Annotated in this window: 17 protein-coding genes; 10 read left to right on the top strand and 7 right to left on the bottom strand. The window is 72.8% G+C overall.

Annotation, left to right across the window (positions count from 1 at the left end; genetic code table 11):
- The first annotated feature begins 41 nt into the window (after nucleotides 1–41).
- The 5 genes from ABT118_RS06110 to ABT118_RS06090 all read left to right on the top strand — a co-directional run bounded on the left by ABT118_RS06110 (nucleotide 42) and on the right by ABT118_RS06090 (nucleotide 3,287).
- Nucleotides 42–506, top strand: coding sequence for a DUF8788 domain-containing protein (locus tag ABT118_RS06110; RefSeq protein WP_350645269.1), 465 nt, complete (start codon nucleotides 42–44; stop codon nucleotides 504–506).
- 16 nt (nucleotides 507–522) lie between these two features.
- Nucleotides 523–1,323: a DUF8788 domain-containing protein gene (locus tag ABT118_RS06105; protein ID WP_350645268.1), complete on the top strand. Its 801-nt coding sequence runs from the start codon at nucleotides 523–525 to the stop codon at nucleotides 1,321–1,323.
- Between the two features lie 32 nt (nucleotides 1,324–1,355).
- Entirely contained in the window at nucleotides 1,356–1,787 is a 432-nt protein-coding gene (locus tag ABT118_RS06100; protein WP_350645266.1) for a DUF8788 domain-containing protein, read from the top strand.
- A gap of 9 nt (nucleotides 1,788–1,796) precedes the next feature.
- A complete protein-coding gene (locus tag ABT118_RS06095; protein WP_350645264.1) occupies nucleotides 1,797–2,366 on the top strand; it encodes a DUF8788 domain-containing protein in 570 nt (189 codons plus the stop codon).
- Nucleotides 2,367–2,495: 129 nt separating this feature from the next.
- Nucleotides 2,496–3,287 carry an ANTAR domain-containing protein gene (locus ABT118_RS06090; RefSeq protein WP_350645263.1) on the top strand — a complete coding sequence of 264 codons (792 nt, stop codon included), beginning with the start codon at nucleotides 2,496–2,498 and terminating at the stop codon, nucleotides 3,285–3,287.
- A gap of 23 nt (nucleotides 3,288–3,310) precedes the next feature.
- On the opposite strand, the gene ABT118_RS06085 is transcribed toward ABT118_RS06090, so the two are convergent.
- Both ABT118_RS06085 and ABT118_RS06080 read right to left on the bottom strand, forming a co-directional pair.
- Nucleotides 3,311–3,580: a hypothetical protein gene (locus ABT118_RS06085; RefSeq protein ID WP_350645262.1), complete on the bottom strand. Its 270-nt coding sequence runs from the start codon at nucleotides 3,578–3,580 to the stop codon at nucleotides 3,311–3,313.
- A 21-nt stretch (nucleotides 3,581–3,601) separates the two neighbouring features.
- Entirely contained in the window at nucleotides 3,602–4,156 is a 555-nt protein-coding gene (locus tag ABT118_RS06080) for a GNAT family N-acetyltransferase (protein ID WP_350645260.1), read from the bottom strand.
- A 252-nt stretch (nucleotides 4,157–4,408) separates the two neighbouring features.
- Here ABT118_RS06080 and ABT118_RS06075 point away from each other — a divergent pair, with 252 nt between their 5' ends.
- Together ABT118_RS06075 and ABT118_RS06070 are read left to right on the top strand one after the other, a co-directional pair.
- Entirely contained in the window at nucleotides 4,409–6,094 is a 1,686-nt protein-coding gene (locus ABT118_RS06075) for a serine/threonine-protein kinase (RefSeq protein WP_350645258.1), read from the top strand.
- Nucleotides 6,095–6,115: 21 nt separating this feature from the next.
- A complete protein-coding gene (locus tag ABT118_RS06070; protein WP_350645257.1) occupies nucleotides 6,116–7,165 on the top strand; it encodes a hypothetical protein in 1,050 nt (349 codons plus the stop codon).
- 28 nt (nucleotides 7,166–7,193) lie between these two features.
- On the opposite strand, the gene ABT118_RS06065 is transcribed toward ABT118_RS06070, so the two are convergent.
- On the bottom strand, nucleotides 7,194–7,973 hold the full coding sequence (locus ABT118_RS06065; RefSeq protein WP_350645256.1) for a hypothetical protein: 780 nt from the start codon (nucleotides 7,971–7,973) through the stop codon (nucleotides 7,194–7,196).
- A 353-nt stretch (nucleotides 7,974–8,326) separates the two neighbouring features.
- Here ABT118_RS06065 and ABT118_RS06060 point away from each other — a divergent pair, with 353 nt between their 5' ends.
- The gene (locus tag ABT118_RS06060; protein WP_350645254.1) at nucleotides 8,327–8,752 is read left to right on the top strand and encodes a VOC family protein; all 426 of its coding nucleotides are present in this window, start codon (nucleotides 8,327–8,329) and stop codon (nucleotides 8,750–8,752) included.
- A gap of 59 nt (nucleotides 8,753–8,811) precedes the next feature.
- On the opposite strand, the gene ABT118_RS06055 is transcribed toward ABT118_RS06060, so the two are convergent.
- The 3 genes from ABT118_RS06055 to ABT118_RS06045 all read right to left on the bottom strand — a co-directional run bounded on the left by ABT118_RS06055 (nucleotide 8,812) and on the right by ABT118_RS06045 (nucleotide 12,246).
- Nucleotides 8,812–11,202: an ATP-binding cassette domain-containing protein gene (locus tag ABT118_RS06055; protein ID WP_350645252.1), complete on the bottom strand. Its 2,391-nt coding sequence runs from the start codon at nucleotides 11,200–11,202 to the stop codon at nucleotides 8,812–8,814.
- A 176-nt stretch (nucleotides 11,203–11,378) separates the two neighbouring features.
- Nucleotides 11,379–11,789 carry a VOC family protein gene (locus tag ABT118_RS06050; RefSeq protein WP_350645250.1) on the bottom strand — a complete coding sequence of 137 codons (411 nt, stop codon included), beginning with the start codon at nucleotides 11,787–11,789 and terminating at the stop codon, nucleotides 11,379–11,381.
- Between the two features lie 10 nt (nucleotides 11,790–11,799).
- Nucleotides 11,800–12,246, bottom strand: coding sequence for a helix-turn-helix transcriptional regulator (locus ABT118_RS06045; protein WP_350645248.1), 447 nt, complete (start codon nucleotides 12,244–12,246; stop codon nucleotides 11,800–11,802).
- Nucleotides 12,247–12,353: 107 nt separating this feature from the next.
- Here ABT118_RS06045 and ABT118_RS06040 point away from each other — a divergent pair, with 107 nt between their 5' ends.
- Complete coding sequence (locus tag ABT118_RS06040) at nucleotides 12,354–12,854, top strand: hypothetical protein (protein ID WP_350645246.1); 501 nt, start codon at nucleotides 12,354–12,356, stop codon at nucleotides 12,852–12,854.
- 82 nt (nucleotides 12,855–12,936) lie between these two features.
- Nucleotides 12,937–13,407 (top strand): GNAT family N-acetyltransferase, encoded by a 471-nt coding sequence (locus ABT118_RS06035; RefSeq protein ID WP_350646281.1) that lies wholly within the window; start codon nucleotides 12,937–12,939, stop codon nucleotides 13,405–13,407.
- Between the two features lie 56 nt (nucleotides 13,408–13,463).
- On the opposite strand, the gene ABT118_RS06030 is transcribed toward ABT118_RS06035, so the two are convergent.
- Nucleotides 13,464–13,838: a roadblock/LC7 domain-containing protein gene (locus tag ABT118_RS06030; RefSeq protein WP_350645245.1), complete on the bottom strand. Its 375-nt coding sequence runs from the start codon at nucleotides 13,836–13,838 to the stop codon at nucleotides 13,464–13,466.
- Nucleotides 13,839–13,844 lie beyond the last annotated feature (6 nt).

Raw genomic sequence — 13,844 nt, 5'->3', positions numbered from 1 at the left:
CGGCCCGAACGGTCGGACCGGCCCCACCCAGAGGGGAAGCAATGAAACCGAAGGTCAACATCGTCGTCCTGGTGGACGTCATCGGCGCGCTGTCCGACGACACCCTGCACAACGGGAACCTCAGCATCGTGGACGACAGCGCACTGCGCAGCACCGGCCAGGGCACCACCGAACTGTGCACTGTGGTCAGCCCCGGCCAGGTGGTCGGCTGGTCGGTCCTGGCCGTCGACCTGCAGACACCGGTCGAGATCAGGAGCATCACCTTCCTCGACCCGGAGGGCCGGCCGGCGGCCGCCGAGCCCCCGGCGGCGGACGGCGCACCCCCCGCCGGTGAGTCGTCCGCCGGTGAACAGCTCGATCTGGACGACTGGACCGCCGTGGTCCCGCCCTGGATGACACCGGGGGTGCCCTACCGGTACCGGCTGGAACTGCGGATGCACGAGGGCCCGCACAGCCTGTTCGAGCTCGACACCCCCGCACTGCTGTGCGGCGGGCCGCAGAACTGACCCGGAGGGCGGACGCATGACCCAGCAACTCGCGATCATCGTGCTCGTGGACGTCGGCAACGCGCTGGCGTCCCGGACCCTCGACGACAACGTCTACCTCTTCGACAACATGAAGCTGCACGGCTCCGAGGGCGAGGGCACCGGCGACCTGGTCACGGTGCTGAACGGCTCGTACTGGAACGACGGCTCGCAGGGCACCGAACTGGTGCTCAACTGGCTTCCCTACTCGCTCGGTTCGATCCCGCCGACGGTGCCGCGCGGCTACCAGGTGCAGCGCGCGCGGCAGAGCGACCAGCAGGCGCTCCGGGAGCTGGCGGAGCTCGGGTCCGCCCCGGCGGGGACCGGGGCCGGGTCGGCGGCGGAGCTGTCGCGGATCCGCCGCAACGTCGGCACGCCGGTGAGCAGCACCCTGCGGGCCGGCGGGCCGGCCGGACGCAAGGTCCTGGACGTCACCGGGCAGATCGTGACGGACGCCGGTGCCTCGGTGCACTCGGTGCCCGCCCCGATCATCACCGACATCGTCGGTGAGGCGGTCGACCAGAAGATCATGTACCCGGCGGAGTACGGCTCCCCGGACCTGGTGACCGACGGTTGGTACTGGTCCGCGACCGTGGACAGCTCCAGGCCCGGCACCTACAGCTACACCATGGACATCCAGATCCACGACCTGGTCGAGCGCGACGGGGCGTGGGTCTGGCAGCCGGTCAACCTCAGCTGCGAGTCGCGGATCAAGGTCACCAGCGGTCCCAAGCGCAACGGCTTCACCAAGGCCGGGATGGGGCCGCTGCCCGTCGCGCCGGTCACCTTCCCGCTGTAGCCCCCGAATCACGGCCGGACAAGGAGAGACAGATGGCCACCAAACCGAGGCAGCCGGCACCCGTTCCGAAGCGGCCGGTCTCCATCACCGCAGTGGTGGACTGTGTGGGCGCGCTGGCGTCCCGCAGCATGCAGGGCAATCTCTACCTGTACGACACCAACCGGGCGGCCGGCTCCACCGGCCTGGGCACCGAGGAGCTCCGGACCAAGGTCCACCGCGGCGACCAGCTGCTGTGGAACGTCCTGGCGCTGGAGTGCGAGGCGTACGTCGGCATCGCCGGGATCGAGATCGACCCGGAGTTCTGCGAACCCGAGCGCAAGGTCTACCCGGGCACCGACGTGGCGTACTGGACCGCCACGGTGAAGAAGGACTCGGCCGAGCCCGTCCCGTACCGGATCAGCTTCCTGCTGGGCACCCGGGCCGAGGCGGTCACCACCACCCTGACGCCCGCCCTGATCGGCTGAGGAGGAGCCATGACGACGCACCAGACGTACACCGAGAAGTCCCGCGGCACGATCGAGAAGCAGAACCCGGGCCAGCTCAACTCGGTCCAGCTCAACATCGTGACGCTGATCAACATGGAGCGGGCGACGGCCGGCGGGTCGCTGACCGACGCGATCTACATGATGGACAACAGCATCGGCGGCCAGGGGCAGGGGGCGCACAACCTGCAGACCGTCTGCAAGCAGGGGCAGGTGCTGAACTGGATCATCCGCCCGCTGGACATGGAGCGACGGCTGGACGGGACCTGGCCGCCCATGCCGAAGATCAACAACATCGTCTTCCTGGACACCGAACAGGGTGACGAGGAGGACGTCGCGGAGCAGAAGCTCTGCACCGAACTCAAGATCTACGGCATGCCGGACCGGATGCGCTCGCCCTACACGCCGGTCTACTACTACTGGGCGGGCACCGTCCTGAGCACCGCCAGGCCGGGGGTGTACCACTACCGGCTGCTGCTGGAGCTGGAGCAGGAGGGCAGCAAGGAGAAGCTCTACCTGCACACCGTCGACCACCCGTCGATCCGGGTGCTCGAAGTCTGACACCCGTGACCCCGCTCCCGGGGCCGGCCGACCCGTCGGCCGGCCCCGGGGCGAGGTTCCGGCCGCCCGGGGGAGCGGGGCGGCCGACCGCTGTCCGTCGTCCGTCGTCGCTCGTCTCCGAGGCTGGTCATGTCCCTCTCGCCGTACGGCACTTCGTCCGTCCACCCGCGCTCCTCCGACATCGGCGGCAGACCGCGTTCCTCCGACCCCGGGAGCCGCCCGCCCAGAGCGGTCGGCGGCCCGCCGCGGACCGTCGCGTCCCCGCAGGGGGACGCCCAGATCGTGCTGGACGAGGTGCTGGCCGGTGCGCTCGGCCAGGCGCTGGACCGGCTGCCCGGGGTCACGGCGGCCAGCCTGATGGCCCGGGGCCGGGTCGGCCCGACCACTCTGGTCCACCACGGCCAGGTCGCCCTGGCCACCGACACGTTGCAGCGCCGGCTGGGCACCGGGCCCACCCTGGAGGCACTCCGGCAGGGCCGGGAGTTCGTGGCCAGGGCCCGGACCGGCGAGCCCCGCTGGGAGGAGTTGCTGACCGGCCCGGCGATCACCTTCGCGCTGGCCCTGCCGATGCTCCGCCAGCGCCGCCACGGCGCCCGCGCGGCGCTCACCCTCTACGGCAGCTCACCGGACGGACTCGGCCCGCTGCGCCAGCGGGCCCGCCCGCTCGCCGAGCACCTGGGCGGCATCCTCCGGCTGGGCGAGGTCGCCGAGGAGGCCCGCAGGACGGTCGCGGACATGAACCGCGCGGTGGACACCCGGGCCGTCGTCGACCAGGCCATCGGCATCCTGATGGCCCGACAGCACTGCAGCGCCCAGGACGCGTTCGCCCTGCTGCGCCGCGCCTCGCAGAGCCGGAACCTGAAGCTGCGCGACGTCTGCCAGGAGGTGGTGGACGGGGTCGCCGCGCCCCGGCCGGAGTAGCGCCGGACCGTCGGCCGGGCGGGTCAGCCCTGGTCCGGTCCGGCCTCGGGCCGGGGCCGGTCGCCGGGGGTGACGTGCCGCCAGGTCCTGGCGATCCGCTCCAGGGTCTTCCCCGGGCTGAAGTACTGCTCGAAGTACCCGCAGGCCGTGCAGACGTAGTCGTCCGATTCCGCCGACGACCAGCCCAGCCCTCCGGTCCTGATCGTGATCTTCGCCTCCTGGTTCCGCAGGATCGCGCCCTGCGCGTTGTGGACGGCGGCGGAACCGCACCTGGGGCATATCCCTGATCGCATGGACCGGACCCTATCGGTCGGTCATACCGGGTCCGCCCGAGGGCGGGTCAGGCGCCAGACCTGGTCCTCGCCGGTCTCGGCCGGGGCGATCCGCTCGACGGCTCGGCGGAGGTGGCGGGTGTAGCCCAGGCGGGCCGGGACGGCGCCGCTGGCCAGGTTGGCCGAGTCGTGGACGATCTCGACGAACTCCGTCCCGGACAGCCGGAAGGCCTGCTCGGTCAGGGCCCCGGCGGTCCGGGTGGCCAGCCCGCGACCGGTGGCGGCGGGGTGCAGCCAGTAGCCGATCTCGCGTCCGCCGGCCTCGGTGGTCTCGCGGCGGAACAGCCCGGCGGCGCCGACGACGGCCCCGTCCAGCAGGATCGCGTAGGTGAACTCCTCGCCCGTCGCCCAGCATTCGGCGCGGCGGGCCAGGAAGTCGGCGGTCCTGGTGGCGCTGTGCTCGGACACCCAGGCCATCCAGGGCCGCAGGTGCTCCAGCGACTCCTCGATGACCCGGAGGAACTCCGGGAGGTCCGCCTCGACGAATCGGCGCAGCGTCAGTTCGTCCAGCTCGATCAGGGGCAGGGGGAGGTCCATGCCCAGGATGATCGGGTGCGGCTGCAGGCGCGGGCAACGGAATTCCGGGTCCGGGCCGGGCGGGGCGACGGACAGTGACCACGAAGGATCCGTGCCGCGCCTGCCCTGGGGGGCGATCGAGCGGGTAAGAAGTACACGGAGCAGTGAAGTTGTGACCTATCATCGCCCGCGGGCCGGAACCCTCCGGCCGCCGGCCGCGTCACTCTCGGTGGCCACAGCACTGGGTGGACCGACCTCACGGGGGTGGATCAGGTGGATGAAGCGATAGGCACGGCCGGCCGGGGCCCCGGCCCGCAGGACCGGCGGTGGGAACTCCCGGACTACGACCACGTGCGCGAGCTGGGCGCGGGCGCGGCGGGCCGGGTGGTACTGGCCCACCACCGGGCCACCGGCACCCCGGTGGCCGTCAAGTACCTGGCCGGCGACTCCGCCGACCACCAGGGCTTCCGAGCCGAGGCCGAACTGCTCGGCGCGCTGCGCTCGCCGTACATCGCCCAGCTCTACGAGTACGTGGAGAGCCCCTACGGCCCCGCGATCGTGATGGAGCTGGTCGACGGCATCTCCCTGCGCGACCTGCTCCGGGCCGAGGGCGCCACCGGCCCCGAGGCGGCGCTCACCGTGCTCAAGGGCTCGCTGCTCGGCCTGGTCGCCGCGCACGAGGCGGGCGTGGTGCACCGCGACTACAAGCCCGGCAACGTCCTGGTGGCCACCGACGGCTCGTCGAAGCTGGTCGACTTCGGCATCGCCGTCCGCAACGGCTCCACCGGCGCGATCGCCGGCACCCCCGCGTACATGGCCCCCGAGCAGTGGGCCGGCCACCCCGCCGCCCCCTCCGGCGACGTCTACGCCGCGACCGCGACCTTCTTCGAGTGCCTCACCGGCGCCAAGCCCTACGCCGGCACCACGCTGATCGAACTGGCCGTCCAGCACACCGAGGCGGAGATCCCGGCGGAGCTGGCGCCCGAGCCGCTGCGCCCGCTGATCCTGGCCGGGCTGGCCAAGTCCCCGCAGCAGCGGCCGGACCGGGCCGCCCTGCTGGTCGAGCAGTTGGAGGCGGTGGCGGGCGCCGCGTACGGGCCGGACTGGGAGGCCAGGGGCCGGCACCGGCTGGCCGCGCTGGTCGCGCTGCTGCCGATGCTGCTGCCGTACGGTGGGGCGCAGTCGGCGGGCGGCACCTCGTTCGCCACCACCACGCTGCAGCAGGCGGTGAGCGGGCCGGCCCGGTTCGGGAAGCGGGCCAAGCTGGCCAGTGCGGCCGTCGGGGTGGTGCTGGTGGCCGGGACGATGGCGGGGGTCGCCGTCGCCGGGGCGCCCGGCTCGGCCGGGAGCACGGAGGTGGCCCTCCCCAAGGCGACCACCACGCTCGGCGCGGCCGCCGGGCCCGCGCCGTCCGACAGCGGGACGCCGAGCGCCCCGGCCGATCCCTCGGCCTCGCCCTCGGTCTCGCCGTCCGTTTCGGCCTCCACCGCGGAGGCGAGCGCGTCCAGCTCGGCCACCGTGGCGGCGCCGCCGTCGTCCGGCACCAAGACCCCCAAGCCGACGACCGCTCCGACCGTGACCGCCACCGTCACGCCGACGTCCGTCCCGCCCACGCCGACCCTCACGCCCACCGTCCCCGCGCCCGTCCTGACGGTGCTGTACATCAGGGGCGGGGCGAGCTGCTCGCCCTCGTACATGACCGTCTCCGGCACGGTCGGCACCGACGGGGCCGCCGACGGCGTGCTCACGCTCACCTGGACCAGCAGCAACTCCCGGTTCCCGACCACCCACACGGTGCCGCTGCCCAAGGGCCAACGGACCGTCAAGTTCAGCGACTCGATGCCGTTCGGCGCCGCCCGCTCACTGACCGTCAGGCTGAACAGCACGCCTGCCGCGACCCAGGGCGGCCAGGGCTCGACGTACACGCTGGACACCATCACGTGCAACCCGCCCCGCTGAGACGCTGAGAGCAGGACCGGCATGACCATTCCACCGGCGTCCGAACCGGACCGCACCGTTCGCCTCGGCAAGCAGGACGAGGAGCCTGCCGAGCCCACCCCACCCGCCGTCGCGCTCGGCCCGGTACGGCGGTCGAAGCCCGCTGCGCCGACCGCGGCCGCCGCGCCGACCGCGCCTGTCGAGCCCGCTGCACCTGTTGGGCCGGCCGAGCTGCCGGAACACACCGTCCGGCTCGGCGGTCCGGTGGCCGGGCCGGAGCCGACGGTCCACCTGCGGCTCGATCCGGCGGCGGTGGCGGCCGCCCAGGGTGCGGCGGGGGCGGCGGAACTGACGGTCCGGCTGGGCCAGGACGAGCCCGCCGCCTCGACCGTCCGGCTCGGCCCGCCTCCGGCCGGCAGCACCGTGCAGCTGCGGATGCCGGGGGAGGCGGTCGGCTTCGAGAGCGCGACCTTCCTCGACCCCGAGGTGTGGACCCCCGCCACCGAGAGCACCGCGGCCGACCCCGCCGAGGTCCAGCAGCCGCACCAGCACCAGCCGCATCAGCAGTCGCACCAGCACCAGCCGCCGCCGCAGCCCGACCCCGGCCCGGTCGGTCCGGACGGCCTGCGGCGGTTCGGCCCCGGCGTACCGCCGCAGGCCGCCGCGGTCTGGCACGGGACCGCCGAACCGCCCCGCAAGCGCCGCCGTTGGCGGTGGCTGGTCGTCCCGCTCCTGCTGCTGCTCGCCGCGCTCGGCTACCTGGCCTGGAAGCACTACGCTCGCCCACTGACCGTCAGCTCGGTGGCGGTGGAGACCGACCCCGCCCCGCTCGGCTGCGACGGCACCCAGGCGATCAAGGCCACCCTGCTGACCGACGGCGGCGGTGGCGACGTCACCTACCACTGGCGCCGCAGCGACGGCACGGACTCCGGCGAACTGGTCCAGCGGGTCCCGCGCGGCCGCCACAGCACCGAACTGGTACTCCGCTGGTCCTTCCACGGCCAGGGCGAGATGGACGCCACCGCCACCCTGGAGGTCCTCACCCCGGACGCCCAGTCGGCGGGCGTCTCGTTCACGTACGCCTGCGCCTGAGCCCGGGGCCTCGGAGCCCGGGCCCCGGTCAGACGGTGGTGTACACCTGGCTGAGGCCGAAGGCGGCCAGGTAGCGGTGGCGGGCGTGGGCCCGGGCGGAGAGTTCGATGCCGTCCACGCGCCGCCAGTCGAGGACCACGGCGCGGTCGGATCGGTTCGGCCGGCCCGGGTCCGGTCGGCCGTCCGCGTCGCCGACGCCGTGCCAGTCGTCCCAGCTGCCCGGGACCAGCGGCAGGCCGCTGCCCGCCGCCGGCCGGTCGGCGACCGCGACGGTCAGGACGGCGGCCGCCGGGTCGTCGGGCGGCGCTCCGGTGGGGTGGTGGTGGACGGCGACCGAGTTCGGGCCGTCCCGGTGCAGCTGCCGGACCAGGCCCGCGCCCGGGTCCGAACCGTCCGACGGGCCCGGTGTCCAGCGGAGTCCGACCATGGTCCGGTCGAGGTCGGCCAGCCGTTGCTCGAGGTCGCCGTCGAAGGCGACGTAGACCACGGTGGTCCGGGAGCAGCCCACCGGCGACCACTGCGGGGCGGCGGACCGCCTCGGAGCCACCAGCACCGTTCGGCACAGGTCGGCGACCGAGCTGTCCTGGAAGGCTGCCCACGGGGTGGCGGCCCGCAGCTGCGCCGCCAGCAGGTCGGAGAACGCCGCCGCCTGCTGATGGGCGGTCAGCGTGGGCGCCGCCCCGGCGACCGCCGCCACGTCCGGCGGCTCGGGGTGCAACCGGCTGTGGATCCGCCAGCCGGTCCACCCCAGGCCGGTGACGACCAGCACCACGAACGCCAGCAGTACCCGTAAGACCGCACCACGCATGGACATGTCTCCCCCCGATCCCGGCCACGACCGTACCCGCACGGTCCGTCGCGGCGGATCCCGGTGCGGCGGCGAACGGATAACGGGATCGGCACCAACTGCCGCCAGGAGAAAGGTTCCTGACCGACCGGCAACCTCCGTGGTGCGGGCGGACGTTGCCCCGGCGGGGGTCGGCGGCTAGGGTCGGTCGGGTGACTACCGGGTCGGCCTTGGGCCATGCACGAGTGGGGCACCCGGTCCTGGCGTGAGCCCGGGGCGGGCCCGAGCCCCGCCTGCTCCTCTCCTGTCCTCGCTCCCGGCGCCCTGTGCGGCGCCCCGTTCCAGCGGACCCGAGACCCGGAGAGACTTCAGAGATGCCGCACGACCAGCAGCACGACCAGCAGAGCCCTTCCGCCGGCACCGTCCGGCTCGACCACACCGCGGTCTACGCCGCAGACCGCCAGTTGTCGGCCGAGTTCCTCGCCGCCGTCCTCGGCCTCGAGGTCGGCGCCCCGTTCGGCCCGTTCCTGCCCGTGGACCTCGGCAACGGAGTGACGCTCGACTACTACGAGCTGCGCGACGAGCCGATCCAGTCCCAGCACTACGCCTTCCTGGTCCCCGACGACGGCTTCGCCGCGATGATCGGCCGCCTGGAGGCCCTCGGGGTCACCTACTTCGCGGACCCCCACCACACCGACCCGGGCCGGACCAACACCTGGTTCGGCGGCCGGGGCGCCTACTTCGTCGACCCGTCCGGCCACAACATGGAGATCATGACCCGCCCGTACGACCGGCCCTGAGCCGGTCGGCCCCGGACACGCCGGGGGGCGGGGCACGGATGCCCCGCCCCCCGGGCGGATCAGGCGCCCACGTAGTCGGCGAGGTGCCGGCCGGTCAGGGTGGAGCGGGCGGCGGTGAGGTCGGCGGGGGTGCCCTCGAAGACCACCCGGCCGCCCTCGTGGCCGGCGCCGGGGCCGAGGTCGATGATCCAGTCGGCGTGGGCCATCACGGCCTGGTGGTGCTCGACCACGATCACCGACTTGCCGGAGTCGACCAACCGGTCGAGCAGGCCGAGCAGTTGCTCGACGTCGGCGAGGTGCAGACCGGCGGTCGGCTCGTCCAGGACGTACACCCCGCCCTGCTCCGCCATGTGGGTGGCCAGCTTCAGCCGCTGCCGCTCGCCGCCGGAGAGGGTCGGCAGCGGCTGACCGAGGGTCAGGTAGCCGAGCCCGACGTCGGCGAGCCGGCCCAGGATGGTGTGGGCGGCCGGGGTGCGCGCCTCGCCCGCGCCGAAGAACTCCTCGGCCTCGGTCACCGACATCGCCAGCACCTCGCTGATGTCGCGGCCGCCGAGGTGGTAGTCCAGCACCGAGGCCAGGAACCGCTTGCCCTCGCACTCCTCGCAGGTGGTGGCGACCCCGGCCATCATCGCCAGGTCGGTGTAGATGACACCGGCGCCGTTGCAGGCCGGGCAGGCGCCCTCGGAGTTCGCGCTGAACAGGGCCGGCTTCACGCCGTTGGCCTTGGCGAACGCCTTCCGGATCGGCTCCAGCAGCCCGGTGTAGGTGGCCGGGTTGCTCCGGCGGGACCCCTTGATCGCACCCTGGTCGACCGAGACCACACCCGCCCCGGCCGGGATCGACCCGTGCACCAGGGAGCTCTTGCCGGAGCCGGCCACCCCGGTGACGACCACCAGCACCCCGAGCGGGATGTCGACGTCCACGTCGCGCAGGTTGTGCGCCTTCGCCCCGCGCACCTCCAGCGTGCCGGTGGGCTTGCGCACCTCCTCCTTGACGGCGGCGCGGTCGTCCAGGTGGCGGCCGGTGGTGGTGTCGCTGTTCCGCAGGTCCTCGACGGTGCCCTCGAAGCAGATGGTGCCGCCCGCCGTACCGGCGGCCGGGCCGAGGTCGACCACGTGGTCGGCGATCGCGATCGCCTCCGGCTTGTGCTCGACCACCAGGACGGTGTTGCCCTTGTCGCGCAGGCGCAGCAGCAGCTCGTTCATCCGCTGGATGTCGTGCGGGTGCAGGCCGATGGTGGGCTCGTCGAAGACGTAGGTGACGTCGGTGAGCGAGGAGCCGAGGTGGCGGATCATCTTGACCCGCTGCGCCTCGCCGCCGGAGAGCGTGCCCGAGGGCCGGTCGAGCGAGAGGTAGCCGAGGCCGATCTCCACGAACGAGTCGAGCGTCTGCCGGAGCTTGGTCAGCAGCGGCGCCACCGAGGGCTCGTCCAGGTCCCGGACCCAGTCGGCCAGGTCGCTGATCTGCATCCGGCAGGCGTCGGCGATGCTGATCTTCCTGATCTTCGACGACCTGGCCCCCGGGCTGAGCCGGGTGCCGTCGCAGTCGGGGCAGGTGGCGAAGGTGACCGCGCGGTCCACGAAGGCGCGGATGTGCGGCTGCAGCGCCTCCCTGTCCTTGGAGAGCATGGACTTCTGGATCTTCGGGACCAGCCCCTCGTAGGTGAGGTTGATGCCGTTGACCTTCACCTTGACCGGCTCGTGGTAGAGGAAGTCCTGCATCTCCTTCTTGGTGTACTTGCGGATCGGCTTGTCCGGGTCGAGGAAGCCCGACTCGGTGAAGATCCGCACCGTCCAGTGGCCGTCGGTGGAGTAGCCCGGGACGGTGATCGCGCCCTGGGCGAGCGACTTGGTGTCGTCGAAGAGCTCGGCCAGGTCGATGTCGGAGACCGAGCCGCGCCCCTCGCAGCGCGGGCACATGCCGCCGGTGCGGTTGAAGCTCGCCTTCACCGTCTTGGCCCCGGCGCGCTCGACCGTGATCGCCCCGCTGGCCCGGACGGACGCGACGTTGAAGGAGTACGCGTTGGGCGAGCCGATGTGCGGCTTGCCGAGCCGGCTGAACAGGATCCGCAGCATCGCGTTGGCGTCGGTCGCGGTGCCGACCGTCGAGCGGGGGTCGGCGCCCAGCCGCTCCTGGTCGACGATGATCGCGGTGGTCAGCCCCTCCAGGACGTCCACCTCGGGCCGGGCCAGCGTCGGCATGAAGCCCTGGACGAAGGCGCTGTAGGTCTCGTTGATCAGCCGCTGCGACTCGGCGGCGATGGTGCCGAACACCAGCGAGCTCTTGCCCGAGCCGGAGACCCCGGTGAACACCGTCAGCCGGCGTTTCGGGATCTCGATGCTGACGTCCTTGAGGTTGTTCACCCGCGCGCCGTGCACCCGGATCAGGTCGTGGCTGTCGGCACCGTGCGGCGCAGTTGACGGCGTGTCGGTTCTCTTGGCCTTGCTCATCGTCTCTCCGTCCCCTGGACGGGCCGCCCTCGCGGTCCCCGTCGGCCTCGCGGGCCTGATCTAACCAGCTCCGGACGGTCCGCCGCCCGATCGCGCCCCGCGTGGCGCACCCAGGCCGGGACCCCCGGCTCCGGCACCGGGGGTCCGACGGCACTGCGGCCGGGCGGGGGGAGGGGTCAGCGGACCTCGTTGATCCGGATCAGGTTGCCCGCCGGGTCGCGGAAGGCGCAGTCGCGGACGCCGTACGGCTGCTCCACCGGCTCCTGTACGACGTCGACGCCCTCGGCCTGGATCTTGGCGAAGGTGCCGTCCAGGTCGGGGGTGGCCAGGATGACCCGGGCATAGCTGCCCTTGGCCATCATCTCGACGATGCTGCGCCGCTCGTCCTCGGTCAGGCCGGGGTCCAGGGCCGGCGGCTCCAGCACGATCGAGGTGCCGGGCTGGCCCACCGGGCCGACCGTGATCCAGCGCATCCCGCCGTAGGCGACGTCGTTGCGGACCTCGAAGCCGAGGACGTCGCGGTAGAAGGCGAGCGAGGCGTCCGGGTCCTGGTGCGGGAGGAACGTGGTGTGAATGGTGATGTCCATGGCCGCCACGCTAATCCGACCCGTTGACCGGCGCTTCTCGATTCCTGATCGGTCTGGTGACCTGCTTCGCCACGCACGGCGGCATCTCCCCGCGCAGGCCCGCGGCCTCCCGCCGGTACGTGCTGGGCGGCACCCCGACCAGCTCGGTGAACCGGGTGCTGAAGGTGCCGAGCGAGGAGCAGCCGACCTCGAAGCAGACCTCGGTGACGCTGAGGTCGCCCCGGCGCAGCAGGGCCATCGCCCGCTCGATCCGCCGGGTCATCAGATAGCTGTACGGCGACTCACCGTAGGCCAGCCGGAACTCCCGGCTCAGATGCCCGGCCGACACGTGCACCCCGCGCGCCAGCGCCTCGACGTCCAGCGGCTGCGCGTACTCCCGGTCGATCCGGTCGCGGACCCTGCGCAGCCGCGCCAGGTCCTGCAGGCGCTGCGCGGATACGGGGCTGCCGGTGCTCACCCGCCAAATCTGCCACAGCCCGCCGACACCGGCCCGGCGCACAGATCAGTATTGAACATGTTCAATAAACCTGAGAGGCTGCTCCCGTCGAGGGAACGGGGGCGGACATGATCGGCAGGCGGCTGCGGACGGTCGCGGTGTTCGGGGTCGTGGCGCTGGGTTGCACCGCCTGCGCGGGCGCGGGCGGGCCGAGCACGGTGATCCAGCAGAGCGAGCTGGTGGGCGACTGGGGCAACGACGCCGGCGCCCGCCTGCACGTGTCGGCCGACCACACCGCGACCGCCGACGGGATCGACCACGCCGCCCCCGACTACGGCTGCGCCACCGCGTCCACCGCCGTCTCGTGGGATTTCCTGGTCCGGACCGTCGGGGAGAGCTCTCTGTCGGTGGTACGGGCGGCGACCGAAGGCCGCTACATCGAGCTTGGGATCGACGCCGGGTCGGGGCTCCGGGGCAGCTGCGACCTGACGGCGGCGGTGCAGCGCGACGACCAGGGCCTCAATCTGTGCCTGGTCGTGGACATGGATCAGACCTGCACCGCCGAGGAGCTGCTGCGCCGGGATCGGTGGAGCGTGACGGTGAGCGAAGGGTCCATCAGGACCGGTTAGGCGCCGGGGGGCGGGCATACTCGGTGGACGCCCACGGACTGGAGTACTTGTGATCGTCGCCGAGACCGTCCGCACCGCCAGGATGTCGATGCTGCCGCTGCTGGTCGAGCACAGCGAGGAGATGGCCGCCGTACTGGCTGACCCGGGTCTGCACGTCTTCATCGGCGGGGTGCCGCTGAGCCCGGCGGAGCTGCGGGCGCGCTACGGGCGGATGACGGCCGGCTCGCCGGATCCGGCGGTGTCGTGGTGCAACTGGGTGCTCCGGCTCGAGGCCGACGGCTGCCTGGCCGGTACGGTGCAGGCGACCGTCACGGCGGGGGAGCGGGGGAGCACGGCGGAGATCGCCTGGGTGGTGGGGACGCCCTGGCAGGGGCGGGGGATCGCGACCGAGGCCGCCCGGGCCCTGGTCGGCTGGCTGGGCGGACAGGGCGTCCGGACCGTGATCGCCCACGTCCACCCGGACCACCGGGCCTCCGCCGCCGTCGCGGCCTCGGCCGGGCTGCTGCCGACGGCCGAGGTGCAGGACGGCGAGGTCAGGTGGCAGCTGCCCTGACGGCTCCGGCCGCAGGGGGAGCCTGCGGCCGGAGAGCGCCGGGCCGTGACGGTCGGTCAGACCTCCAGCTCCGCTTCGATCCGCTTGAGCTGGTGCCGGGCCATGGCGAGGTTGGCCCGGCTGCGGTCGAGTGCCAGATAGAGGAACAGACCCTTCCCCGAGCGCCCGGTGAGTGGGCGGATCAGGTGGTACTGGCTGCTCAGGGTGATCAGGATGTCCTCGATCGCCTCCTTGAGGTTGAGCAGCTCCAGGGCTCGGACCTTGGCGCGGACCACGTCGGTGTTCCCGGCGGCGGCCACATTCAGGTCCAGCTCGGCGGTGCCGCCCAAAGTGCCGAGCGCCATGCCGCTGTTGTAGTCGACCAGGGCGACGCCGATGGCGCCGTCGATCGAGCTCATGACGTCCTTGAGGGCGGACTCGGTGTTGGCCATGGTGGT

This window comes from Kitasatospora sp. NPDC002040 (assembly GCF_040296785.1).
Taxonomy (GTDB): domain Bacteria; phylum Actinomycetota; class Actinomycetes; order Streptomycetales; family Streptomycetaceae; genus Kitasatospora.
Note: the sequence above shows the minus strand (reverse complement) of the source record. Positions and strands in the feature narration are given on the sequence as shown.

Bases quoted from the DNA above. Each gene is read 5' to 3' on its own strand.
- ABT118_RS06110 (WP_350645269.1), top strand. From the start codon at position 42: ATGAAACCGAAGGTCAACATCGTCGTCCTGGTGGACGTCATCGGCGCG.
- ABT118_RS06105 (WP_350645268.1), top strand. From the start codon at position 523: ATGACCCAGCAACTCGCGATCATCGTGCTCGTGGACGTCGGCAACGCG.
- ABT118_RS06100 (WP_350645266.1), top strand. From the start codon at position 1,356: ATGGCCACCAAACCGAGGCAGCCGGCACCCGTTCCGAAGCGGCCGGTC.
- ABT118_RS06095 (WP_350645264.1), top strand. From the start codon at position 1,797: ATGACGACGCACCAGACGTACACCGAGAAGTCCCGCGGCACGATCGAG.
- ABT118_RS06090 (WP_350645263.1), top strand. From the start codon at position 2,496: ATGTCCCTCTCGCCGTACGGCACTTCGTCCGTCCACCCGCGCTCCTCC.
- ABT118_RS06085 (WP_350645262.1), bottom strand. From the start codon at position 3,580: ATGCGATCAGGGATATGCCCCAGGTGCGGTTCCGCCGCCGTCCACAAC.
- ABT118_RS06080 (WP_350645260.1), bottom strand. From the start codon at position 4,156: ATGGACCTCCCCCTGCCCCTGATCGAGCTGGACGAACTGACGCTGCGC.
- ABT118_RS06070 (WP_350645257.1), top strand. From the start codon at position 6,116: ATGACCATTCCACCGGCGTCCGAACCGGACCGCACCGTTCGCCTCGGC.
- ABT118_RS06065 (WP_350645256.1), bottom strand. From the start codon at position 7,973: ATGCGTGGTGCGGTCTTACGGGTACTGCTGGCGTTCGTGGTGCTGGTC.
- ABT118_RS06060 (WP_350645254.1), top strand. From the start codon at position 8,327: ATGCCGCACGACCAGCAGCACGACCAGCAGAGCCCTTCCGCCGGCACC.
- ABT118_RS06055 (WP_350645252.1), bottom strand. From the start codon at position 11,202: ATGAGCAAGGCCAAGAGAACCGACACGCCGTCAACTGCGCCGCACGGT.
- ABT118_RS06050 (WP_350645250.1), bottom strand. From the start codon at position 11,789: ATGGACATCACCATTCACACCACGTTCCTCCCGCACCAGGACCCGGAC.
- ABT118_RS06040 (WP_350645246.1), top strand. From the start codon at position 12,354: ATGATCGGCAGGCGGCTGCGGACGGTCGCGGTGTTCGGGGTCGTGGCG.
- ABT118_RS06035 (WP_350646281.1), top strand. From the start codon at position 12,937: ATGTCGATGCTGCCGCTGCTGGTCGAGCACAGCGAGGAGATGGCCGCC.
- ABT118_RS06030 (WP_350645245.1), bottom strand. From the start codon at position 13,838: ATGGCCAACACCGAGTCCGCCCTCAAGGACGTCATGAGCTCGATCGAC.